The sequence below is a fragment of the Pseudomonas sp. genome (assembly GCF_049653025.1).
Classification (GTDB): Bacteria; Pseudomonadota; Gammaproteobacteria; order Pseudomonadales; family Pseudomonadaceae; genus Aquipseudomonas.
In genome coordinates this window covers 90,176-113,750 of sequence record NZ_JBASFM010000018.1, presented here as the reverse complement: position 1 = coordinate 113,750, position 23,575 = coordinate 90,176, and the positions used below count along the sequence as shown (strand labels likewise).

General features: G+C 55.7%; 22 protein-coding genes. 9 read left to right on the top strand and 13 right to left on the bottom strand.

The window, feature by feature from the left end; genetic code table 11:
* Positions 1–6: 6 nt before the first annotated feature.
* Positions 7–435 carry a hypothetical protein gene (locus tag WBK23_RS15790; RefSeq protein WP_424484882.1) on the bottom strand — a complete coding sequence of 143 codons (429 nt, stop codon included), beginning with the start codon at positions 433–435 and terminating at the stop codon, positions 7–9.
* A gap of 83 nt (positions 436–518) precedes the next feature.
* Here WBK23_RS15790 and WBK23_RS15785 point away from each other — a divergent pair, with 83 nt between their 5' ends.
* From WBK23_RS15785 to WBK23_RS15775, 3 genes are all read left to right on the top strand, one after another.
* Positions 519–1,847, top strand: a complete 1,329-nt coding sequence (locus WBK23_RS15785) for a tyrosine-type recombinase/integrase (protein ID WP_424484881.1) — start codon at positions 519–521, stop codon at positions 1,845–1,847.
* 33 nt (positions 1,848–1,880) lie between these two features.
* Positions 1,881–2,297 carry a hypothetical protein gene (locus WBK23_RS15780; RefSeq protein WP_424484880.1) on the top strand — a complete coding sequence of 139 codons (417 nt, stop codon included), beginning with the start codon at positions 1,881–1,883 and terminating at the stop codon, positions 2,295–2,297.
* 1,534 nt (positions 2,298–3,831) lie between these two features.
* On the top strand, positions 3,832–4,365 hold the full coding sequence (locus tag WBK23_RS15775) for a hypothetical protein (RefSeq protein ID WP_424484879.1): 534 nt from the start codon (positions 3,832–3,834) through the stop codon (positions 4,363–4,365).
* 46 nt (positions 4,366–4,411) lie between these two features.
* Here the strand turns inward: WBK23_RS15775 and WBK23_RS15770 are convergent, their stop codons facing one another.
* From WBK23_RS15770 to WBK23_RS15730, 9 genes are all read right to left on the bottom strand, one after another.
* A complete protein-coding gene (locus WBK23_RS15770) occupies positions 4,412–4,651 on the bottom strand; it encodes a hypothetical protein (protein ID WP_424484878.1) in 240 nt (79 codons plus the stop codon).
* Positions 4,652–5,086: 435 nt separating this feature from the next.
* The gene (locus tag WBK23_RS15765) at positions 5,087–5,626 is read right to left on the bottom strand and encodes a recombinase family protein (RefSeq protein ID WP_424484877.1); all 540 of its coding nucleotides are present in this window, start codon (positions 5,624–5,626) and stop codon (positions 5,087–5,089) included.
* 222 nt (positions 5,627–5,848) lie between these two features.
* Entirely contained in the window at positions 5,849–6,244 is a 396-nt protein-coding gene (locus WBK23_RS15760) for a hypothetical protein (RefSeq protein WP_424484876.1), read from the bottom strand.
* 2 nt (positions 6,245–6,246) lie between these two features.
* The gene (locus WBK23_RS15755) at positions 6,247–6,543 is read right to left on the bottom strand and encodes a helix-turn-helix domain-containing protein (RefSeq protein ID WP_424484875.1); all 297 of its coding nucleotides are present in this window, start codon (positions 6,541–6,543) and stop codon (positions 6,247–6,249) included.
* Positions 6,543–6,998, bottom strand: a complete 456-nt coding sequence (locus tag WBK23_RS15750; protein WP_424484874.1) for a hypothetical protein — start codon at positions 6,996–6,998, stop codon at positions 6,543–6,545. Before WBK23_RS15750 ends, WBK23_RS15755 begins: the two co-directional genes overlap by 1 nt.
* Before the next feature lie 509 nt (positions 6,999–7,507).
* The gene (locus WBK23_RS15745) at positions 7,508–8,809 is read right to left on the bottom strand and encodes a hypothetical protein (protein WP_424484873.1); all 1,302 of its coding nucleotides are present in this window, start codon (positions 8,807–8,809) and stop codon (positions 7,508–7,510) included.
* A 221-nt stretch (positions 8,810–9,030) separates the two neighbouring features.
* Positions 9,031–9,228: a hypothetical protein gene (locus WBK23_RS15740; RefSeq protein ID WP_424484872.1), complete on the bottom strand. Its 198-nt coding sequence runs from the start codon at positions 9,226–9,228 to the stop codon at positions 9,031–9,033.
* Positions 9,221–9,442, bottom strand: coding sequence for a hypothetical protein (locus WBK23_RS15735; protein WP_424484871.1), 222 nt, complete (start codon positions 9,440–9,442; stop codon positions 9,221–9,223). Before WBK23_RS15735 ends, WBK23_RS15740 begins: the two co-directional genes overlap by 8 nt.
* A 1,155-nt stretch (positions 9,443–10,597) precedes the next feature.
* Positions 10,598–13,348 carry an ATP-binding protein gene (locus WBK23_RS15730; protein WP_424484870.1) on the bottom strand — a complete coding sequence of 917 codons (2,751 nt, stop codon included), beginning with the start codon at positions 13,346–13,348 and terminating at the stop codon, positions 10,598–10,600.
* Between the two features lie 151 nt (positions 13,349–13,499).
* Here WBK23_RS15730 and cysM point away from each other — a divergent pair, with 151 nt between their 5' ends.
* The 5 genes from cysM (at position 13,500) to WBK23_RS15705 (ending at position 19,644) form a co-directional block, all read left to right on the top strand.
* Positions 13,500–14,411 (top strand): cysteine synthase CysM, encoded by a 912-nt coding sequence (gene cysM / locus WBK23_RS15725; protein ID WP_424484869.1) that lies wholly within the window; start codon positions 13,500–13,502, stop codon positions 14,409–14,411.
* On the top strand, positions 14,411–15,763 hold the full coding sequence (gene rlmD / locus WBK23_RS15720) for a 23S rRNA (uracil(1939)-C(5))-methyltransferase RlmD (protein WP_424484868.1): 1,353 nt from the start codon (positions 14,411–14,413) through the stop codon (positions 15,761–15,763). Before cysM ends, rlmD begins: the two co-directional genes overlap by 1 nt.
* A gap of 168 nt (positions 15,764–15,931) precedes the next feature.
* Positions 15,932–18,175, top strand: coding sequence for a GTP diphosphokinase (gene relA, locus WBK23_RS15715; RefSeq protein WP_424484867.1), 2,244 nt, complete (start codon positions 15,932–15,934; stop codon positions 18,173–18,175).
* A gap of 27 nt (positions 18,176–18,202) precedes the next feature.
* Positions 18,203–19,033 carry a nucleoside triphosphate pyrophosphohydrolase gene (mazG, locus tag WBK23_RS15710; RefSeq protein ID WP_424484866.1) on the top strand — a complete coding sequence of 277 codons (831 nt, stop codon included), beginning with the start codon at positions 18,203–18,205 and terminating at the stop codon, positions 19,031–19,033.
* Positions 19,034–19,104: 71 nt separating this feature from the next.
* Positions 19,105–19,644 (top strand): DUF2058 domain-containing protein, encoded by a 540-nt coding sequence (locus WBK23_RS15705; RefSeq protein ID WP_424484865.1) that lies wholly within the window; start codon positions 19,105–19,107, stop codon positions 19,642–19,644.
* A gap of 152 nt (positions 19,645–19,796) precedes the next feature.
* On the opposite strand, the gene WBK23_RS15700 is transcribed toward WBK23_RS15705, so the two are convergent.
* From WBK23_RS15700 to purM, 3 genes are read right to left on the bottom strand one after another with little or no spacing between them, the layout of a single operon-like run.
* Positions 19,797–20,513 (bottom strand): DUF3108 domain-containing protein, encoded by a 717-nt coding sequence (locus tag WBK23_RS15700; protein ID WP_424484864.1) that lies wholly within the window; start codon positions 20,511–20,513, stop codon positions 19,797–19,799.
* An 8-nt stretch (positions 20,514–20,521) separates the two neighbouring features.
* A complete protein-coding gene (purN, locus tag WBK23_RS15695) occupies positions 20,522–21,172 on the bottom strand; it encodes a phosphoribosylglycinamide formyltransferase (RefSeq protein WP_424484863.1) in 651 nt (216 codons plus the stop codon).
* 11 nt (positions 21,173–21,183) lie between these two features.
* Entirely contained in the window at positions 21,184–22,242 is a 1,059-nt protein-coding gene (purM, locus tag WBK23_RS15690; RefSeq protein WP_424484862.1) for a phosphoribosylformylglycinamidine cyclo-ligase, read from the bottom strand.
* Positions 22,243–22,440: 198 nt separating this feature from the next.
* Here purM and WBK23_RS15685 point away from each other — a divergent pair, with 198 nt between their 5' ends.
* Entirely contained in the window at positions 22,441–23,490 is a 1,050-nt protein-coding gene (locus tag WBK23_RS15685) for a DUF2066 domain-containing protein (protein ID WP_424484861.1), read from the top strand.
* Positions 23,491–23,575: the final 85 nt, after the last annotated feature.

Below are 23,575 nucleotides of genomic sequence, written 5' to 3'. Positions count from 1 at the left end.
CTCCGTTCAATTGCTGCACTTGGGGCACAGGTGCTTGGCGTTTTTCGACTGCCAACCCAGTTCCTTGATGCGCGCTTCGGCGGCCGGGGCTTGGGCTTTCTTGCCGAGGGCGGCGTCGACGGCGAACTCGAAGTCGAGCTGGGCGTTGCAGCTGTCGCAATTGACCTGCCAGTTGAAGATCGCCAGCTCGCCGAACGCCGGGCCGCTGGCCACGGCAACCCACTGGCCGCGCGGGTTGATCAGGTGGCGCACCTTGTCGGCCTGCAAACGCATGGACAGTTCGCGGCTGCCCTTGAGGGTCACCAGCAGCACGTCACCGCTTTGCACCGAGCCGCCGTTGCCGGTTACCTGGTAACGGCCGGGTGCCAGTGCGCGGCATTCGATCAGGGTGTGCTCGGGGTTGAGCAGGTTGTAGCGAAAATCGTGGGTAGACATCTGAAGCCCTTGAAGCCCTTGACCTGCAAGGGGTTTGGTGTGAGTTTGTGTAGAAACAGTGTGTAGAAATTGGAGTCGTGTGTGTGGCTGAGCTAATCGTGAAAAGGGGAACCACCTACCACGCCCGTCTTGATGTGCCAGCGGACGTACAGCCCATTATCGGCAAGAAGGTGCTGGGGAAGTCCCTCAAGACCTCAAACCTTGCAGAAGCCAAAGCAGCTGGTGCCTATGTGATTGCTCAGTGGCGCAAAGAGATTCTAGACGCTAGGGGGAGGCTGAACAACGACACATGGAAGCTCGAAGCATTCGAGGAGATGAGCAGACACCGCGCCCACTATGTCCAAAGAGGTGATCTAGGCGGGGGAGATGACCTGTACAACATGATTGCAGGGCAGGGGGAGATTCTGAGCAGGGTGCTAGAGAAGTATTTCCCCAACGGCGTACCCGCTGAGATTAGAAGCAAGGCATACGACGAAACACTAGATACCAAGTTTTTTGGTAGCCCTCCCAAGGTCAATTTCTTCAATCACCTCATGCTTGAGAGGTTCAAGGAATACCGCCTACAGGAAGTGGAGATAACCACAGCCGAACGTGATTACTCAGATATGAAAGCCCTTGGTCAGTTTCTAGACGATAGAGGGTATGGGTTTGATGTGGTCAGTATTTCAATGTGGATTGAATCGCTTGACGTAAAGCGGGTGGTGAAGAAAAGGAAGCTACAGGCGGGGAAGGCGTTCATTAAGTGGCTACAAAAGAACAGCTACTACTCAAATGCTCTAGATAACCCTTTCGCAAAGGTGGAACTACCCAAAGAGAAAAGGAAGCAGGAAGACGATTCTCGCCAGCCTTTCACCATAAAGGAAGTGGAAGCCCTGTATACAAAGATCAAAGGAACAGATGACCTGCTAGCCAATACCGTGGCAATCGCTGCCTACACAGGTATGCGAGCTGAGGAGATAGCACAGATAAAAGTCACTGACCTTTTCAAGGAGGAGGGGAGTTGTTTTATCCGTGTTAGCAGGCAGTCTACTAAGACAGACGCAGGCGTCAGGGTTGTGCCAGTACACAATGATTTAGAGCCTTTGGTGTTGAGATTGAAAGAGGCCACCACCACTGAATACCTATTGGACTATGAAACACACAGCAGGATAGGGAAGCGCTCTGTGCTGTTGGTGACGCGGTTTAGTAAGGTGAAGAGGGCTATGGGCTTCCCATCTACAAAAACCTTCCACAGCTTTAGACATACGCTCACTACACAGCTAGAGCGGGCTTCAATCCCTGAGAACGTAGCAGCGGATATTGTCGGTCATGCCAAAACCACTATGACTTATGGCCTCTACAGCGGGGGAACCTCTCTTAAACTCAGGAAAGAGGCAATAAACCAGATTGAAGGATTCTCTTTCCTTTTGTAGGTTCAAAACTGAATTTCAGACAAGGAGTGTTGAATGGGGTATGTATCCAAATCACTGGGTATTGGGCAGCAGATAGTTGTCATGCTGGATAGCACTGCTAACCGAGAGGAAGTGGCGGCTAGGCTAACTTTGGACGGGATACGTCTTAGGGTGATAGAAGTGAAGGCCCGTTCTGTGAAAGTGGGAGTGCGTGGGCCTTCAGGGCTAACGCCTGCGCGCGGGCCTGATGTAGAGGCTACTGAAGGTGGTTTGTCACTTACCCGCACAATAGAGCAAGAAATAGTGATTACGTTAAGGGAAGGGGGGAGTGCTGGTGCTGCATTAGACTGGCTCGCCTCTGAGGGCGTTAGCTTTCGCCTATTAGTTATCGAAGGGAGGAAAAGTGTTTTTAGAGTTAAGGCTTGTGATGACCTTTTGATTTTGCGTGATGAGCTTGTTTCACCTGTCTGATTTGGAGCTGAAAGCTTGCTTTAGAGTGGTTAGAGCATTTGAGGCTCTTCACCTATGCATTGTTGCGTGAGATGCGCACAGCTTTGATCAGCCGTGGGTGCACTGTGTTGCAGGCGTAATCATCCGCGCCCATTTCTAAACCCTGCACCTGATCCATGTCGTCGGTACTCGCGGGTCAACTCGGCCGGGCGCTGATCGTCTTCGACAATAAGAATGTGCCACGGCCAATGCAGCACAGCGGACTGCTCACCGACTGGGATCGGCTGACTATATAAATGTCGTAGGCACAGCATCGAGCGTGCCGTGTTTCTGTAAAAACACTAGATGTAGTATCTAGCTGTTAGATAGGCCGCACCCGCGCAATCGCTTAAAAAAGCCTTTTCAGAACCGAAGAACGGCACACCCCAGCAAGCACGCGGTATTGCTGCCCGCCAGCCTATTTAACCCACAATTCACCCACATGTTATCCACAGGTTGTTCTTGCTCGGTCGCCTTGCAATACCCCAGGCAGCGCATTATCGTGGGTCATGTTTGCGGGAGGCCACTAAACCACTAAACATGGGGGGTTAGCTTGCTACTACAGCTTGTCGGGAGTGTTTGCAGGCTGAGCCTTGCTGGCTCTTTTTGGGCTGGACTTTGCTGTTACTATGCGCGAACCGCCGTATGTCACCAAGCCTGAAAGGGTGAGACTTATTTGATGATAGCGGCGGTTTCCCAGCGTCAAAGAATACTGGTTAGCTGTACAGTAAAAAGAGCTTGAATCTTGCAAGGAATGCAGGGAGGATTTCTACTGGCAGCATTTTTCGTGCCAATAGAGAAACACTGGCCCTTACGGGCCAGAGCTGTACTCAACGTCGAATTAGGGCCGAAATCTTCTCACGGACTAGCTCTGAAACGACATGTTAACCACCGCCAGAGGCATGAGGTTAAGCGAACTGAAGTATAGGTTCACACCATGGCGTAATACAACATCGTGTTTTAACTCGGTGATGATCGGTGTGTACCGGCCTTGTGCCATGGCAATTTTCCGTAAGGAAAACACCATGCATAAACCACACAGCAGCACCCGCCGTACCCGTCGTAGCAGCCCGCACAGCCTTAGAATTGTGCACGTTGATCCCTACACCCGTTTCCGTTTTGGGCGGTGGGAAAGCGTCTGCGAGCACTACCGTAGTATGCCAAGGCAGCTTGCCTTCGACTTCTACGTCTGACGTAACAACGGGGCATGGATGCCCCATCTTTTCCGTCTGGAAGGCTGCCTAAATGGTGGCCTTTCTTGTTTTCTGGATATGGAAATATGGTAAGCATTCTGGTGTTGTCACTGGCGATATGGCCATAGCGCTTGGCACACCCCGGCTCAGCTAACCCACCCCGTCTAGGCTATGGGAAATATCGTGGCCCTAGTGCTGGTGCTACCCCGTAGACACACCCTCAGACCATGCTTTGAGTGGGCCTGTGCTGCTCTATTTGAGGCGTTGTGCCTTGCTTGGTACAGTGGCACTCTGCCTTCTCAATAAAAACCGATGGAATGGATATGACTTCTAATACTTCGTCCGTGATTCTAGGGCTTTCAATTATTACGGCCTCTGCAATATATGCTGCACCATCCTTGATAACAGAGGTTACGAATCAAAACGTGATTGGCACCACCAACGGAGGTGTGAGGCTAGGGCAGATATATAACGAATCGCTAAAGGTGAAAGTAGAAATTAAGAACACAGAAAGCGGTGAAGTGTTCTTAGCTGTAGATGAAAATGCGGATAGGGCCTACGTTGCTGCGGTGGCTGAGTTTGAGAAGCTAATTCAGGCAAGCAACGAAAATGCAAGGAGTGAAGATGAAAAAATTACTCCTTCGACAGCAACGTTAAAGCTGCATATGACAATGACTCTCACTTCCTATGTAAACTATAGAAGTCAGCATCAACCAGTTTATATTCTTACATTAGACGAACAAGAAACAACGGTTGGTGTTGGTGCCAACATCAGTCGCACCTTGACTCAAGTTAAGGAATACAGCGATAAAATGGGTAAAGAATTCTTAGAGAAGAACCAGCTTCTTAAGATATAAATTCGCGCTAGATGCCCCTGAAAATCAGGGGCATTGCACCTTTCTATCAATCTGCCAAGAACACAAATCGGCCTCGATACGAAGAAGCCTTACACCTAGCTCTGTGTCTCTCTGTTCCAGAGTGAACAGCTGTTGCTGCTGCCTTGAGAGAGTTAGCATTTAGTTTCTGAATGCTGAGCAACTTCTGCTCGATCTTGTTTAGCTGTTCCTCAAAAGCATTGATCTTTCTTTGATCTACTCTAATACTGAATTGAGCAAAGAAGTCTGCTACTTTTTGTGTGGCCATTGTTGGCTCCATGTAATTATTGGATGTATTGAAAATACTATTTTCTGTATTTTTCTAAAAATGAAAACGGAGAATGAATAAAAACCTATATTCTTATTCCTGAAAAATATCCGTATGAGGCAATGAGGACTTAGCCATAAAGGAGGTCACATACCTGAAACCCACGCTTTATTAAAATATCGTGGAGAGTATTTAGAAGAGGTTGTCAAGAGACACGGACTAACTGTGTAGGGAGAGGGGAATAGACAAGCTATGTCAAGAATAAACTAAAGAATTATTCTGATTGAAAATGCTGTAAGCCTTATGAGACTAGGTATAGAGGTCGATGGTGCGTACAGATTGCATACTACCTCTTCTACATATTCCTTCAGATGTACAGCAGACAAAAAAGAAAGCCCCAATGAAGGGGCTATATTCTCTAATGCTGTGTCTCTATTAAGCCTTCATAGCCCGTTGTACTGTAGAGAGCGATACACCTAGATTTTCTGCTGTCTTGCGGTAGGAAACACCACTGTTCACCATATCTCTAATAGTGCTGTCATCAATCGTCTTGATACGCCCCTTGTACACCCCTTTAGCCTTGGCTGATTGCACACCTTCCCTTTGACGTTCCTTAATCATTGAACGCTCAAACTGATAGACGGCACCAAGCATTGAAAGCATCAGGTTTTGCATTGGGGAGTCTTCCCCATTAAAAACAAGGTTCTCAGTAGCAAAGTGAACACTGATACCCCTTGCTGTAAGGTCTTTGACCAAGCCTAGGAGGTCTGAGAGGTTACGGGCTAAGCGGCTAATGTCATGCACATAGATGGCGTCACCCTCTCGCACATACTCAAGCATTGCCTGAAGCTGGGGGCGGTCTGTGTTAGCACCTGACACCTTGTCTTCAAACACCTTGTCTAGCTGTACACCGTCCAATTGACGAATGGTGTTCTGCTCTACTGTACTAACCCTTACATACCCGACCTTTGCCATACACACCTCCAGCTGTATTCATTTGCATCTAAGATGTGAGCATAGTAGGTGTATTCATAGCTGAATGCAATGCTAAAGAATACATATTAGGGAAGGGAATGTATTCAGAGGGGTGTGTGCTTGACGGTGTAGCCTAATGAGTACAAGCCAAGGACTATTTAGAAAGGAAGACAGCGAGAGAGAACAACAGCGCCACTACAAAGAAAGGGATAGGGTCAAGGATCAAACCTTCCCGCCGAACAGTTTCTTGAGAATCTGAGCAGTGGGGTCTGCTTTAGGGGCTGCTTCCTCAGCCTTAGGGGCTACAGCTTTAGGGGCTTCCTTTGCTGGGGCTTTGGCTGGGGCTTTCGTAGGTGCTTTAGTGGGCTTAACTTCTGCTAGCTTCTGCTTCTGATCCTTCACCAGGGCTTCAAGCACTTTGATTTGGCTTTGCTGCTTCTGAATCAGTTCCTTTTGAGTCGCCAACACTTCCTTCTGCTTCACCAACAAGGCAGCTTGTGCTTTCACAATGGCTGCTAGCTCTGTCTGTGATTTATCGGCTGTACTGTCTGCCATCAGAATGCTTTCGTCTACATTCCCTTCTGCCTGTCTACGTTTGAATACTGCTAAGAAACTCATTTTTATACTTCCTCTTCTAGTTGGATGGATTCGACCAAATAACGATTATTTACGACTCTCGACACCGTATACGCCGAAAGCCCAAAGTGGGCTGCAATGTCTTTCTGCTTCTTACCTGCTTCCTTCATAGCCAAGATTTCAGCGATGGTTTCAGACGTAACAGAGCGGGGACGGCCACGTACACCACGGCCTTCGATCTTGTCACTACGTGCCTTTAACAGGGTGTGTAGGTCTTCAACGTTCACTTCAAAGCTGATGGTGACGACGCTTTTATTCTTAAATTTCACTTGAGCTTGCATTAGGTGTTCATCTCCTTTTGGATTTTGGAACGAATGGCGTCTTTGCGTTTCTGAGCTTCACGTTCGGCCTTGGATTGGGCTTTGGCTTCTTCTTCCTGATACTCAGCTTCTACAAGGGCTTCAAAGAGTTGTTCTTTAGCTTCCTCTACAGACTTCTCATAAGAGGCTCTAGCACGTTGAATCACTTCGTATAGTTCGGCCTGCTGTGTGGCTTCTGGCTTGTAGCACCAGACTTGGTAGTACATAGGAGGAAGCAGATTGCTCATCAGCTCATTGCATGGGGTGTAGCCCTTCGTATAGAGGCTATGCAGGCCGGTGAACATCTCACTAGGGCTACTGAATACGAAGGATTGATATGGCTCATAAGCTGCTTTCATACGTTCGACGTAGGCGTCTAGTACGTCTTGATTGAATGTTGCTCTTTCTTTCAATTGTTCAATATTTACATTGTTCATTTGTTGTTCTCCTTATTGAGAATTTATTTATAAAACCACTATATGTTGTGTTTTATTAAGTTATAGGCACTACATGTTGTATAACAGAATGTTATATGTAGTGTTTGTGTTGGGGGTTTTGTTACTAGGATGTAGCTGTAGGCATTGCGCCTAGTGGCTTTGGTACAAACTGGAATGATTTTCCTGTTGGAACAGAAGGAACAGAGAAAACGGCTTAACCATTCAAGCTTGTATTGAATATCTGCAATTTAGAGGGTTATCGCTTCCCCTCTTTTGAAGTTCTCTATTAACACCGTCATAGCGACAACGCCAAAGGAAAATGGAACACTAAAGATAAGGGCTATGACAGCAAGGAAGACTAGAATTGTTAGGATGGTGTAGAACATTATTTTCTCCATAAAGTAGGAAACATTTATAATTTTGTAATGGTGTATGGCTGAAGCCTTAGTGCCACTAGGGATAGAGGGCGATGTTGTACCAGAATAGTATCTACCTCTTCTCCTTTTCTTTTAGAAGGGAAGGGCTTGTAAGTAGTGGTCGCTGGGTTCTACCTGAATAAACCTTTCGTCCCACTTCCAGTATTCACGGCAAGCAAGGTCTTCATTGAAGGATTGAAGCGGGGAGACTTTCTCTAGTGGCAAACCAACAGCACTAATACTAGCCACTACCAAAGGAATGTTAGCTAGGAACTGGGCTTGCTCTTCTAGTATCCAGCTAAAATCAAAAGCGGCTGGCTTCTCATGTTCAACAGGGGAGAGGGTGACTACTTTTAGATAGCTTCTCAGAGTGCCTGTAATCAGTTCTCTACCTACACTGGCACCCTGAAGAGTCTGGAATGCTGTAAAGGCTATAAAATCTCTTAGAGAGCCTAAGTCTTTGTTCTCTCTTAGGGCTAGTGGGCTAAACTCTGAAAACATTCTATGGCGTGGGGCGCAGATAGCTTCTAAGCCTGTACTACCGTGGAAGTCTTCACTTTCATACTGTGCCACCATCTGAGCAACAACACGCACAGCATCAGCTACAAACAGATAATCATCTTTATTAGATGGGCCATAGGAGGCGAAGCGCTCAAGCTCAGAGTGATACACCACCAGGCTACGCTTTGTGAGCAGCGAGAGGCTGTATTGTTCTTTGCCAGATAAGGAGGAGTCTAGTTCTCTAAGCTCGCTAGAAGACATTGTATTCAGCGTGTCTCTAGTGGCTGTGTTGTCCGGGTGTTTCAGGATTCTACGAATCAGGGGATAGCGGCTTGCTTCTTTAACAGCGTTTGTCCTGAGGAAAGCTGTTAGCTTCTTGCCTAGATACTGCTGTATTTTCTTGTATAGCTGAGGGCTTGTCGTGGTGTTATCTACATACCACTTGCTTTGCAAAGAAGAGGTTTTGATACACAGCCCTTTTCCCTTGTACTCTTTGTTTCCGTGTTTCTGATTCTGAAGGCTTCCACCAATAAACAGATTGGCATGGTGTAGAAGGCCGATAGTCCCAAAACCTGCTACGGGGCTTATGTGGCACAGATGATATTTAGATTTCTTCGCCTCTGCGTCATACCCGTAAGTTTTCTCTTTGCTTGTATGTAGAGCTTGCAGGGCTTCTAGATCAACATCTTTAAGGATTTCTATTGTTCCTGCTCTTCTGCATTCTGAAGCTATCCATTTGAAGAACAGCGAGCGGGGGAGCTTCTCTAGGCGGGATTGTACTTTCTTGCTTGATCTGCTGTCGGTGCGGCATGTAGTGGAGCAATATTTAGCTGCGTACTGGCTAGTTGTAAACTCTTTAGAGCAGTGCTTACAGACTCTTTTCCTTTCGATCATGTTTGGTATCCTCGGTATTGGGAAGTGGGATTTGCTGGATTAATAGGTTTAGGAAGTGGGTTAGCTTGCAATCCATGCCGCTTGCTTCATACAAAGCAAGAACACGCTCTGCTGCTCTATCACTAAGATTTACTTTCATGTTTTGAATCTCCTATTGGCTTGTATGCCTTATGGCACTAGCCTTTGAAGGCTAAGTAGTGTCTGATTTAGTAACTAGCTATCTACTCATTCTTTCTTTTGTAGTCGTGATCTTTCACCCACTGCTTTATCTCTACAGTCTTTTCGGGGTGTCTGTCGATGTACTCAAGAAGGCAGTGAATCAAGTGGGTGATACTGTTACATTCTGTTTGTTCTTTCAGGCGGTCAATTATTGGCTGCATCTTGTTTTTATGAAGCATCACCCGGATACGATCACTCATTTTTAGAATCCTTATGTAGCCATTGTTTTAGCTGTTGATCTAAGTGATGACTGTTTATCTCTCCGAGAATCCGCTTTGCAAGCTCTTCGTCTGTCTGCATAAGATCAAGGAAGGTGCAAACAATGCGAGTGAGGGAAGGGTTGTCTGTTAGAGATTTAATCTTAGTGATGATGGGGTCATAAGAATCATCAAAGTAGAGTCTGAGCTTCTGCATTAGGTTTTCTCCTTTATCAGGGTGTAGTGGGCCTATGCTCTATAATTAGGCTAGGCTTTGTTAAAGTCCGATATTTAGGCCGCGTGGCACTAAGGCTCTAGAGGAGCAAAACAGCTACCCTGTACCCTACATAGGGGTAGCGATAAACTGCCTCTAGAAGCCAGTAAATACGTTATCGAAGGTATGGGTGACGATCCATTAGATAACCAATATCAGGCAGGGTGTCATTCTTGCCTAGATACCTATAATAGGTATCAAGAGCTTTATCTGAGGCAAGATAAAACGCCAATTCATCAGTAGATGTTGGTTTATCTGATGTGGTGATGATATTAACAATCAGGTTTGATTGCCGATGTACTGCGAAGTAATTCAATTTTATCTCCTTTAAGGAGACTTTATTCTTATGCTCTATCTGTACGCTGTTAGATGATCCTTAGAATTAAGTCTGTGATTTTATTTTCAGAAAGCACAATACCCACAAGGAGTGGGGGCTTTAAATTTTATGTGGTATATAGTATTTAGATGAACAGGCTTATACTGTAAGCCACATCTACTGGATTATATTTGTATTGAGGCGGGTATATATCAAGTTAGTAAAACTTTTCCTATCCCTCGCACGCAATTTTACCATTATATTGCTGTTTTGTCAACTATCAATGCAATAATCTATATATAAAACACCTATAAACACTGCACTTCTAAGACTGCTTTAATTTTAACTAATGAATTAAAGCTAAGAATAAATTAACACGACTTTAGCGGGCGTCAAGAGGGTTTGACCATGTTTATAATATTTATTTTTATATGCGTCTTTAAACCTTTGTTTTGATGTTTTATATGTACCCCTGTGGGTATGTATGGCTAAAAAGAGAAAACGATTTTAAGCCTCAAAAACATAAGGAAAAGGGGTGTTTCGTTTGATGTTTAGAAAGGCGGGAGGGGAGGCAGGGAGAGGGGATTACAGGAGGGCTATGGAGGGATTATTTTGTGTGGATTTTGTGTGTAGAAAAATAGACTTTAAATCGCGTAAGTTATTGATTTTAAAGGGCTATCATGGCTGCTGACGGTTTAGCGAAAGTCGTGTTCAGCCATGAATCCTCCAAATGTGCGCAAATGCTAACACGCACCCGCCGTTTACCGCGTAGGCCTACCGCCTCAGGCACTGACTTCAGCCTCGCGGGCCAGCTGCTCGATGGCGGCGTCCAGCTCGTCCAGGGCCTGGCTGGCCGCTGGATCATTCTGTTTCAACAGGGTTTCGCAGCGCTGGCAGGCGGCGCGCAATTGCGGCACGCCGCAGTAGCGGGTGGCCCCGTGCAGGCGGTGTACGCGTTCGATCAGGCTGTTGCGCTCACCGCTGTCGCGGGCCTGACGAATGGCCTGACGGTCAGCGGGCAAGCCGGCCAGCAGCATGCTCAGCATGTCGGCGGCCAGGTCGGCCTTGCCGGCGGCCAGACGCAGGCCTTCGTCGGCGTCCAGCACGCTGAGGGTGTCATGCGCGGAGCTGATGCCCGTGTGCTCACTGCTCTGGCTGCGCAATGCCAGGCCGGTCCACTTGAGCACCACCTGGGCCAGCTGGCGTTCGCTGATCGGCTTGGTCAGGTAATCGTCGAGGCCGCTTTGCAGCAAGGCGCGTTTCTCGTTGGCGAGGGCGTGGGCGGTCAGCGCGACAATCGGTACCGGGCCTTGGCCACGCTCGTTTTCCAGTTGGCGAATCGCCTCGGTGGCCTGGCGGCCGTCCATGCCGGGCATTTGCACGTCCATAAAGATCAGGTCGAAGACCTGCTGGCCGGCTTTTTCCACGGCCTCGTAGCCGCTGTGGGCGATGCTCACGGCGGCTCCCATGTCTTCCAATAGCGTTTGCACCAGCAGCAAGTTGGCCGGGTTGTCGTCCACGCAGAGAATCAACGGCGGGCGGCTGGGCGCCGCTTGGCTACTTTCCACCCGCGTGTGACGCGGGCTGACCAGTTCGGCCAGCGCGCGTTGCAGTTTGCGCGTGCAGGCCGGCTTGGCTTGCAACTGGCTGTACGCGTCTGGCAGCAGGCTGTGGTACAGCGTTTGTTCGGTGGTGGGGCACAGTACCAAGGCCTTGCAGGCCAGCCGCTCGAGCTCCCAGATGCGCTGGCCGAGGCGTTCCGGCGGCAGGTTTTGGGTGCTCACGCCGAGCACCGCGAGTTCGATCGGCTGCGTGCTGTGTTGGGCTTCGGCCACGGCGGCGCACAGGCTGTCGAGGTTGTCGAAACCGCTGACGTGTAGGCCGCAGTCTTCCAATTGGTGCTGCAGGGCCTGACGCGCCAGGTCGTGGTGTTCCAGGGTTGCCACCCGGCGGCCGAGTAGCGGTGGACGCGGCTGGTCTTCGGCGTCGTCGCGGGCCTTGGGCAGACTCAGGGTGATCCAGAATTCCGAGCCTTCCTCGGGCGTGCTGTCGACGCCGATCTCGCCGCCCATTTGCTCGATCAGGCGCTTGGAAATCACCAGGCCCAGGCCGGTTCCGCCGGCCTGGCGGCTGAGCGAGTTGTCGGCCTGGCTGAAGGCCTGGAATAGCTCGCGCAGGTCCTCGTCGGAGAGGCCGATGCCGGTGTCCTGCACGCTGATGCGCAGCTGCGCACGGTCGGCGCTTTCGTCTTCGAGCATGGCGCGGATCACAATGCTGCCGGCGCGGGTGAACTTGATCGCGTTGCTTACCAGGTTGGTCAGCACCTGCTTGAGGCGCAGTGGGTCGCCGATCAGCGACAGTGGCGTGTCGCGGTAGACCAGGCTGAGGAGCTCAAGTTGTTTGGCATGGGCGGCGGGAGCGAGGATGGTCAGGGTGTCCTGCAGCAGGTCACGCAGGTTGAACGGGATATTCTCCAGGACCAGCTTGCCGGCCTCGATTTTCGAGAAGTCGAGAATTTCATTGATGATCGCCAGCAGGCTGTCGGCGGATTTCTCGATGGTGCCCAGGTAATCCTGCTGGCGCGGGGTCAGCTCGCTTTTCTGCAGCAGGTTGGTAAAGCCGAGGATGCCGTTGAGCGGGGTGCGGATCTCGTGACTCATGTTGGCGAGGAATTCGGACTTGATCCGGCTGGCTTCCAGAGCCTCCTTACGGGCGAAATCCAGCTCTATGTTCTGGATCTCGATGGTTTCCAGGTTCTGCCGCACGTCTTCGGTGGCCTGGTCGACGCTGTGTTGCAGCTCTTCCTGGGCGTTCTGCAGCGATTCGGCCATGCGGTTGATGCCCGAGGCCAGTTCGTCCAGCTCATGGCTGCCGAGTGGCGGCAGGCGGGTTTCCAGGTGGCCGTCCTTGAGCTGGGCGACGCTCTGTTTGATCTGCCGCAGCGGGTCGTTGATGGTGCGACTCATGCGCACGGCGAGCAGGGCCGTGACCATCAGCCCGGTGGCGATCAGCAGCAGGCTGGCGAGCAGGCTGCGGTAGCCGCTGAGCAGGGTGCTGTGGTGCGACAGCTCCAGCTCGACCCAGCCGAGTAGGTTCTTGCCAGGTTGATTGAGCGGCTTGCCGGTGAAACTCAGGTGGTGTTCGTAAACCGGCATGAGAAAGCGCGTGGCGTTCGGGTTGCTGCTTTGCGCCGCTTGCAGTTTGCCGCCCAGCGGTGGGGCGTTGAGCATGCTCGGGCCCGCGTGGGCGAGGGGGTGGCGTTCGGCGGCAAGAAAACTCACCGCGCGTACGTCAGGCTGCTCCAGGGCCTGGGTGGCAATGCGCTGCAGCAGGTCGGCGTCGGCGGCCTGCAGGGCCGGCGCGGCCAGCGGCGCGAGTTGCTCAATGATCATCTGCCCGCGTTGCAGCAATTGCGCTTGCAGGCCGGACAGCTGAACCCAGGTGAAATAACCGCCGAGAACCAGCGCCAACAGGCTGGTGGGCAGTAGCGTGAGCATGAGCACGCGGCCTTTGATGCCTAGATCCTTTAACACGCGCTGCCTCCTGTATTGACGTAGGGGCAGTTTAGCGGTTGCGCCCGCATTCATGGCAAATGCTGTTGCTCACCCAGGGTCTGTTATATGGCCGAGCGGGGTTTGCCGTTATCATGGGCATCTTCTTCGCGTCTGGATCATCACGTTCGCCATGAGCCTGCATTACCCAACCATTGCCGATTGCATCGGCAACACCCCGCTGGTGCGTTTGCAGCGCCTGCCGGGTAACACCAGCAACACCTTGCTGTTGAAGCTGGAAGGCAACAACCCGGCCGGTTCGGTAAAGGATCGCCCGGCGTTGTCGATGATTACCCGCGCCGAGCAGCGTGGCGATATCCACCCCGGCGACGTGCTGATCGAGGCCACCAGCGGCAACACCGGTATTGCCCTGGCCATGGCGGCGGCGATCAAGGGCTACCGGATGATCCTGATCATGCCGGACAACTCCACGGCTGAGCGCAAAGCGGCGATGACCGCCTACGGCGCGCAGCTGATTCTGGTCGGCGGTATGGAAGAGGCGCGCGACCTGGCCTTGCAGATGCAGGCGGACGGCAAGGGCAAGGTGCTCGACCAGTTTGCCAACGGTGACAATCCGATCGCCCATTACACCAGCACCGGTCCGGAGATCTGGCAGCAGACGGGCGGGCAGATCACCCATTTCATCAGTTCCATGGGCACCACCGGCACCATCATGGGCGTCTCGCGCTTCCTGAAAGAGCAGAACCCCGAGGTGCAGATCGTCGGTCTGCAGCCGATGGAAGGCTCGGCGATTCCGGGTATCCGCCGCTGGCCGCAGGAATACCTGCCGAAGATTTATCAGGCCGAACGGGTCGATCGCATCATCGACATGGCTCAGCAGGAAGCCGAAGAGGTGATGCGCCGCCTGGCGCGCGAGGAGGGCATCTTCTGTGGCGTGTCGTCCGGTGGCGCGGTGGCGGCCATGCTGCGCCTGTCTCAGGAAGTCGAGAACGCGGTGATGGTGGCGATCATCTGCGACCGTGGCGACCGTTACCTGTCCAGTGGCGTTTACGACGCACCGAGCACTGATGGCAAGAGCCGCTGATGGCCAAGAAAGACGGCGGTCTGCGCTTTCAACCCAGCGGTGGCGCGCGTGCACCGCAGGTGCCGGTGGGCAAGAAACACAAACTGACGATCGAACGTCTGGCCAACGATGGCCGTGGCATCGGTTTCAGCGAAGGCCGCACCTGGTTTGTCAGCGGCGCGTTGGCCGGCGAGCAGATCGAGGCACGGGTGCTGGGTGCCCATGGCAAGGTGGTCGAAGCGCGGGTTGAGCGGATTCTGACCGCCAGCCCCGAGCGGCGTGACGAGGCCTGCGTGCATGCCAAGGTCTGTGGCGGTTGCAGCCTGCAGCACATGCCCCATGCCGATCAGCTTGCCCTGAAACAGCGCATGCTCGCCGAGCAGTTGAGCCGCCTGGCCAATCTTGAGCCGCAGGAGTGGGCCGCGCCGCTGGTCGGCCCCGAGCTGGGCTATCGCCGCCGTGCGCGGATTGCCGTGCGCTGGGACAACAAGGCCAAGCGCCTGGATGTCGGCTTCCGCGCGGCGGCCAGCCAGGAGATCATCGCCATCGATGATTGCCCGGTTCTGGTACAGCCCTTGCAGCCGATCCTGCGTGCGTTACCGCAGGCCTTGCGCGAGCTGGGCAAGCCCCAGGCGATTGGCCATGTCGAGCTGTTCAGTGGCAATGCCTGTGCGGTGCTGGTGCGTCATACCGCGCCGTTGAGTGAGGCCGACCTGGCGCGCTTGCAGGCGTTCTGCGCGGCCCATGCAGCGCAGCTATGGTTACAGGGTGAGGGCGCGCCACAGCCGTTCGACCCGGCGCAGCAGCTGAGCTATGGCCTGGATAGTTGGGGCCTCAGCCTGGCTTATCGGCCGGGTGACTTTGTTCAGGTCAACCAGCCGGTCAATGAGGCGATGGTGGCCCAGGCCCTGGATTGGCTCGCGCCGCAGGCCGATGAGCGGGTGCTGGACCTGTTCTGTGGGCTGGGTAACTTTGCCCTGCCGCTGGCGCAGCGGGTGCGTGAGCTGGTGGCGGTGGAAGGGGTGGCGAGCATGGTCGAACGCGCCGCTGAGAATGCCGCGCGCAATGGCCTGGGCAATGCGCACTTTTTCCAGGCCGACCTGTCCAACCCGCTGGCCGAGGCTGGCTGGGCGCAGGGTGGTTTCTCTGCCGTGCTGCTCGACCCGCCGCGTGACGGCGCGTTGCAGGTGGTCAGGCAGATGGCCGCACTGGGTGCCGCGCGCGTGCTGTATGTCTCGTGCAATCCGGCAACCTTGGCACGTGACAGTGCCGAATTGCAGGCGCAGGGTTATCGGCTGGAACGCGCCGGTATCCTCGATATGTTTCCGCAAACCGCGCACGTCGAAGCGATGGCGCTGTTTGTCAGGCAGTAGCTTGAACGTGCCTGGATAGGGCAACTGGAGCACAGGTTCAGCCCAGTCCTTATCCCGGTGCAGCAGGGGTGCACAGGAATTGCGCCTTAAGTGGTTAAACCGACCGGTTCATAGAAGACTGGCGACTGTTCGGTGTGCATGGCGTGCACCGTAGGGAAGGTAAGCAAGATGGTTCAGGTCAGAGCGCATCAGCCGATCAACGATGACGGCAGCATCAACCTTGAAGCTTGGCTCGAGCATGTGGTCAAGGTCGACCCCGCGCTGGATGCCGCGGCCATGAAAGAGGCCTGCGAGTTTGCCCGTGAGGCCGAACAGCAAGCCAATGCCGCGCAGAACCTGTGGAGCGAAGGCGCATCGAGTTTCCGCTCGGGGCTGGAGATCGCCGAGATCCTCGCCGACCTCAAGCTCGATCAGGATTCCCTGGTGGCGGCGGTTATCTACCGCTGCGTGCGCGAGGGCAAGGTGCCGCTGGCGCTGGTCCATCAGCGCTTTGGTCCGGTGGTGGCCAAGCTGGTGGAAGGCGTGCTGCGCATGGCGGCGATCAGCGCGTCGATGAACCCGCGCGATTCCCTGGTGCTCGGTTCCCAGGCGCAGGTGGAGAACCTGCGCAAGATGCTGATCGCCATGGTCGACGACGTGCGCGTGGCCCTGATCAAACTGGCCGAACGCACTTGCGCGATCCGCGCGGTCAAGCATGCCGACGACGAGAAGCGCCAGCGCGTGGCCCGCGAAGTCTTCGATATCTATGCGCCGCTGGCCCATCGCCTGGGCATCGGCCATATCAAGTGGGAGCTGGAAGACCTGTCCTTCCGCTACCTGGAACCCGAGCAGTACAAGCAGATCGCCAAGCTGCTGCATGAGCGGCGGATGGACCGCGAGCAGTACATCAACGAGGTGATGGGCCAGCTGCGCGTGGAGCTGGAAGCCACCGGGGTCAAGGCCGACATCAGCGGCCGGGCCAAACACATCTATTCGATCTGGCGCAAGATGCAACGCAAGGGCCTGCAGTTCAGCCAGATCTACGACGTGCGCGCGGTGCGCGTGCTGGTGCCGGAGGTGCGTGACTGCTACACCGCCCTCGGCATCGTGCACACCCTGTGGCGGCACATTCCCAAGGAGTTCGACGACTACATCGCCAACCCCAAGGAGAACGGCTACCGCTCGCTGCACACCGCCGTGCTCGGCCCGGAAGGCAAGGTGCTGGAGGTGCAGATCCGCACCCAGACCATGCACGAGGAAGCCGAACTGGGCGTCTGCGCGCACTGGCGCTACAAGGGCACCGACGTCAAAGCCAGCTCCAACCATTATGAGGAGAAGATTTCCTGGCTGCGTCAGGTACTCGAATGGCATGAGGAGCTCGGCGATATCGGCGGCCTGGCCGAACAGCTGCGCGTGGATATCGAGCCGGACCGGGTCTATGTGTTCACCCCGGACGGCCACGCCATCGACCTGCCCAAGGGGGCGACGCCGCTGGATTTCGCCTACCGCGTACACACCGAGATCGGCCACAACTGCCGTGGCTCGAAGATCAACGGGCGCATCGTGCCGCTCAACTACAGCCTGCAGACCGGCGAGCAGGTGGAGATCATCACCAGCAAGCACGGCACGCCAAGCCGTGACTGGCTGAACTCCAACCTCGGCTACGTCACCACCTCGCGGGCGCGGGCAAAGATCGTCCACTGGTTCAAACTGCAGGATCGCGACCAGAACGTCGCGGCCGGCAAGGTTCAGCTGGAGCGCGAGCTGCAGCGCCTGGCGCTGCCGCATGTGGACTTCGACAAGCTGGCCGAGAAGGCCAATATGAAGACCAGCGAGGACCTGTTCGCCTCCCTGGGTGCCGGCGACCTGCGCCTGGCGCAACTGGTCAACCTGGCGCAGCAACTGGTCGAGCCGGACCGGGTCAACGAACAGCTCGAGCTGATCCCGCGCAAGGCCCTGGGCTTCAAACCGGGCAAGCGCGGCGATATCCAGATTCAGGGTGTCGGCAACCTGCTGACGCAGATGGCCGGCTGCTGCCAGCCGCTGCCGGGCGATCCGATTGTTGGTTACATCACCCAGGGCCGTGGCGTCAGCATCCATCGTCAGGACTGCGCCTCGGTGCTGCAGCTCAGCGGCCGTGAGCCCGAGCGGATTATTCAGGTCAGCTGGGGCCCGGTGCCGGTGCAGACCTATCCGGTGGACATCATCATCAAGGCTTACGACCGTTCCGGCCTGCTGCGTGACGTGACCCAGGTGCTGCTCAACGAGAAGCTCAATGTGCTGGCGGTCAACACCCGTTCGAATAAAGAGGACAACACCGCCTCGATGTCGATCACCGTGGAGATTCCCGGGCTGGATGCCCTGGGTCGACTGCTGGGGCGCATTTCACAACTGCCGAATATCATCGAAGCGCGCCGCCACCGAGTTTCCTGACGCGATGACGACCTGACTGGATTTGCCATGTACCAACTCGACGACCTGCTGCACCTGATGGCCCGCCTGCGTGACCCGCAATACGGCTGCCCGTGGGACCTCAAGCAGAGCTACGCGACTATCGTGCCGCACACCATCGAGGAAGCCTACGAGGTGGCCGATGCCATCGAGCGCGGCGATTTCGAGCACCTGCCGGGTGAGCTGGGCGACCTGCTGTTTCAGGTGGTGTATTACAGCCAGTTGGCCCGCGAGGAAGGGCGCTTCGAGTTCGCCCAGGTGGTCGATGGCATCACCCGCAAACTGCTGCGTCGTCATCCCCATGTGTTTGTCGATGGCGATCTGTATGGCGCTCCCGATGCGTCCAAGCTGGAGGAGGCCGCCGTCAAGCAGCGTTGGGAAGAGATCAAGGCCGAGGAGCGCGCCGAGAAGGCCGCCGCCCCCGAGCAACTCTCACTGCTCGACGATGTGCCCACGGCCCTGCCGTCGCTGAGCCGGGCGATCAAGTTGCAGAAGCGTGCGGCCCAGGTCGGTTTCGACTGGCCCGAGGCGCTGCCGGTGGTCGACAAGGTGCGCGAAGAGCTCGATGAAGTGCTGGAAGCCATGAGCGAGAACGACCCTGAGGCGATTAGCGAAGAAATCGGCGACCTGCTGTTTGTGGTCAGCAACCTGGCCCGGCACCTGAAAGTCGACCCGGAAACCGCCCTGCGCGCGGCCAATGGCAAGTTCGAGCGGCGCTTTCGTTTTATCGAGCAGGCATTGCGCGAAGCGGGGCGCAACATGGAAGATTGCGCCCTGGATGAATTGGACGCGCTCTGGGGCGAAGCCAAAAAGCTGGAAAAGTTGACCCCGAGTTGTTGAGTTTTGCGGGTGTGGTTTGCTCGCTGATGGTGGGTACGCCCGCTTTAAATTGATGGTTGGAAAGGTAGGTTATGGCTCTCTCACTACGCGATCAGCTGCTAAAAGCCGGGCTGGTCAACGAAAAGCAGGCCAAGCAGGCCGGCAAGCAGCAGCAGAAACAGCAGCGCCTGGTGCATAAGGGGCAGGTCGAGAAGGATGAGTCGCAGAAGCTCGCCGCTCAGCAGACCATGGCCGAGAAGGCCGCGCGTGATCAGGAGCTGAACCGTCAGCAACAGGAAAAGATTGAGCAGAAGGCCCGTGCCGCCCAGGTCAAGCAACTGATCGAAGTGTCGCGCCTACCCAAGCTGACCGGCGAGGACTACTACAATTTCGTCGACGACAAGAAGGTCAAGCGCCTGTCGGTCAATACCTTGATGCGCAACAAGCTCAGCAGCGGCTCGCTGGCCATCGTGCGCCACGGCGGCGGTTACGAAGTGATCCCGCGCGAGGCCGCGCTGAAGATCCAGGAGCGTGACCCGCAACGCGTGGTGCTGCTCAATACCCCGACCGAAGCCCCGGATGCCGATGATCCGTATGCGGCCTATCAGGTGCCGGATGACCTGATGTGGTGATTGCTGGGGCGGCTGTCTAGCCAGCACCCAGGCATAAAAAATGGCCGGGAGCCATTTTTAACGTCGCGTAGCGACGGCCCGAAGGGTGGCCGCCATGGATGGCAGGCCATAAAAAAGCCGAGCACTTAGCTCGGCTTTTTATTGCGATCATCTCAGTCCTGGCGGCCTGCGACGGTCTTGCCGTCGACTGTGCCTTCCTTGAGCATGATCTGGTATTCCTTGCCGTCTTTCTCGACCTGATGCAGGCGTACCAGCAGGTAGCTCCAGTCCTTGGCGAACCAAAGGATGGTCTTGCGGCTGCTTTGGGTCGGATCGCGCACGCGCTCGACCTTGATCGCGTCGATCAGCCCAGCCTTGGTACGCACCACTTCCTCGCCGAGCACGCGGAAGTCATAGGTTTCCACTTCATCGCCGTCGACCACCTGGTAGCTCATGCTCTTGGTGCCAGCGGCCACGTCGTATTGCAGGGCCAGTTGGTAGGTCGATTTGTCCAGCAGGCCGCGGTTCAGCGGCAGGCGTACCGGGGTACCGCGGTCGCTGCCGATGACCTGCTTGGCCGTCCAGTCGAAGTCCTGCTCGATCTTCTTGCCTTTGCCCAGGCCATTGCGCTCATACAGGTAGGTCTGCGGTAGAAACACCGAGTTTTCCAGGCGCAGGGTGCTTTGTTCGGTCAGGCTGGCGACCAGCATGGAGGCTTCGAAGTTGAGCTGCCACAGGCCATTGTCCAGCGCTTCCAGGCTGCGTTCGGCGCTGCCACTGACCGGCAGTTGCTTCCAGTCGGCGGTGTAGCTGGCAGAGAAGGGTTTCAGCTCGACGGCCAATGCCGGCAGGCTGAACAGTGCAAGTGCGAACAGTAAGGCGCGACCCATGGTGTCTCCTAAGTTCGAATAAGGTGTCCGGTGCTCGGTAACAGTTGCTCGTCCAACATTGCCCCGTGCGCCGCCAGTTGCAAGCGGCCTTCGGCAAACCAACGTACGGCCAGCGGGTAAATCACGTGTTCCTGCTGGTGTACGCGCTGCGCCAGGCTGGTCGGCGAATCATCCGACTGTACCGGTACCACTGCCTGTACGACCAGCGGTCCGCCATCGAGTTCCTCGCTGACGAAGTGCACGCTGCAGCCATGCTCGCTGTCACCGGCGTCCAGCGCCCGTTGATGGGTGTGCAAACCCTTGTACTTGGGCAGCAGCGAAGGATGGATATTCAGCAGGCGGCCGGCGTAATGACGGACGAAACCAGGCGTGAGGATACGCATAAAACCAGCCAGGACCACCAGCTGCGGGTCGAAGGCATCGATAGCCTCGACCAGCGCAGCATCGAAGGCTTCGCGGCCGTCGAACTGCTTGTGGTCGAGCACCTGGGTGGCGATGCCGGCTTGTTTGGCGCGCTCCAGGCCGTAGGCGTCGGCGCGGTTGGAAATCACCGCGCCGATGCGGGCCGGGCTGTCACCCGTGGCGATGCTGTCGATCAGCGCCTGCAGGTTGCTGCCGGAGCCGGAGATCAGCACCACCACATTGCAGTCTGTTGGCATCGGCGCCGACATTAGTGCTGTTTCAGGTTGTTCAGCACGACTTGGGCGGCACCTTCGGCAGCTTCACCGATCTGGCCGATCACCCATGGCTGCTCGCCAGCGGCGGTCAGGGTTTGCAGGGTAATTTCAACCTGATCCTGCGCTACGCAGATGACCATGCCGACGCCGCAGTTGAGTACGCGGTGCATCTCGTGCTCATCGACGTTGCCTTTTTCCTGCAGCCAGTCGAAGACCGCTGGGCGAGTCCAGCTGGCCACGTCGACCACGGCCTGTGCGCCTTTTGGCAGGACGCGCGGGATGTTGTCGAGCAGGCCGCCACCGGTGATGTGGGCCATGGCTTTGACTGCGCCAGTGTCCTTGATCAGCTTGAGCAGCGGTTTGACGTAGATACGGGTCGGTGCCATCAGCAGGTCGGTCAGCGGCTTGCCAGCGACCTGGGTGGTTTCGATTTCAGTGCCCGATACTTCGATGATTTTGCGGATCAGCGAGTAGCCGTTGGAGTGCGGGCCGGAGGACGGCAGGGCGATAAGCGCGTCGCCAGTAGCGACTTTCGAGCCGTCGATGATTTCGGCTTTTTCCACCACGCCGACGCAGAAACCGGCCAGGTCGTAGTCTTCGCCTTCGTACATGCCGGGCATTTCAGCGGTTTCACCGCCGACCAGGGAGCAGCCAGCCAGTTCGCAACCGGCGCCGATGCCGGTCACCACGGTGGCGGCGACGTCAACGTTGAGCTTGCCGGTGGCGTAGTAGTCGAGGAAGAACAGCGGCTCGGCACCACACACCACCAGATCGTTGACGCACATGGCGACCAGGTCCTGGCCGATGCTGTCGTGTTTGTTCAGGTTCAGCGCCAGGCGCAGCTTGGTGCCCACGCCGTCAGTGCCAGAGACCAGCACCGGTTGCTTGTAACCAGCCGGGATCTCGCACAGCGCGCCGAAGCCGCCCAGCCCACCCATGACTTCCGGACGCGCGGTGCGCTTGGCCACGCCTTTGATGCGTTCGACCAGGGCCTCGCCCGCGTCGATATCTACACCTGCGTCCTTGTAGCTGATGGAGGGTTGCTTGCTCATAGATCCAGGCCTTTAGGGGAAATTCGGATTGGCACCGGCGCTTGTGGCGGCGGTCTGCGAAGGCGCGCGATTTTATCAGGCTTGCCGGGCAGCGGCCACCCGGGCGGCGCGATGGTTGCGGGTAACAGGGCGGCTGTTTAAGGTATGTCCCCTACGCCATGGCCTGCGCGCCACTTTCCGTCTGTCGAGAATCCTTCCATGCGTTTGACCGCTCGCCTGCTTCTTGCCTGTTTGCCGCTATTTAGCCTGCCGAGTCTGGCGGCCCCTGTGAGTGGTCTGTACCAAGTCCGCGAACCGGTCGCCAGTCAGCAGCCGGACGAGCGCGCGGCCGCTCTAAGCCGGGCGCTGGACACCCTGGTGCTGCGGTTGACCGGCAAGGCCGATGCGGCGCAGAACCCGGCGCTGGCGGCGTTGCGCAAGGACCCGCAGCAGATCGTCAGCCAATATGGCTATGAAGGCGACAAGCTGCTGGTCGACTTTGACCCGCTGAGCACCGATCGCAGCTTGCGTCAGGCCGGCTTGTCGCTGTGGGGGGCGAACCGTCCGGCGATTCTGGTCTGGTGGCTGAATGACGCCAGTGAGGGCAGCAGCCTGGTGGGTGATGGTCAGCCCAGTGCTGCGATCTTGACTCAGGCGGCGCAGCACCGTGGTTTGCCGCTGCGCCTGCCGCTGGCCGATCTGAGTGAGCAATTGCTGGCAACCCCGGAAAATCTCAGTGCAAACGATGCCGGCGGGCTGCGTGCTGCATCGGAACGTTACGCCGCCGATGCGCTGCTGGCTGTGCAGGCCCGTGAGGAAAACGGCCAATGGCAGGCGCAGTGGAGCCTCTGGCTGGGTGAGGAGCGTGAGCAGGGCACGGTGCAAGGGGCCGATCAGGCAGCCTTGGCCGATGCCATCATGTTGGCACTTAGTCAGCGTCTGGCTCCGCGCTTTGTGGTGGCCGCCGGCGCTGCCAGTAACCTGACCGTTGAGGTGCAGGGCGTGAATCTGGCGCGCTATGCCGAGTTGCAGCGCATTCTCGAGCCGTTTGCCGCGCAGTTGCGCAAGGTTCAGGGCGATACCCTGACCTTTCAGGTGAATGCCAGCGTCGAGCAGTTGCGGGCCCAACTGGGCCTGGCGCACTTGCAAGAAGTCAGCGCAGCCACCCCCGCGGTTGACGCCAGTCAGCCGGCAACGGCCCCAGCCACTGCGGCAGAACCCGCGCCGCAGATAGTGCCGCGCGAAAATCTGCTGAGGTTTCGCTGGTAGACTGCCGCCTCATTATTAGTAGCCGATAGCCCTTAAACTGACCGCAGCCCGTTGAGCTGCGGTTTTGTTTTCGGCTGCGGTTGGC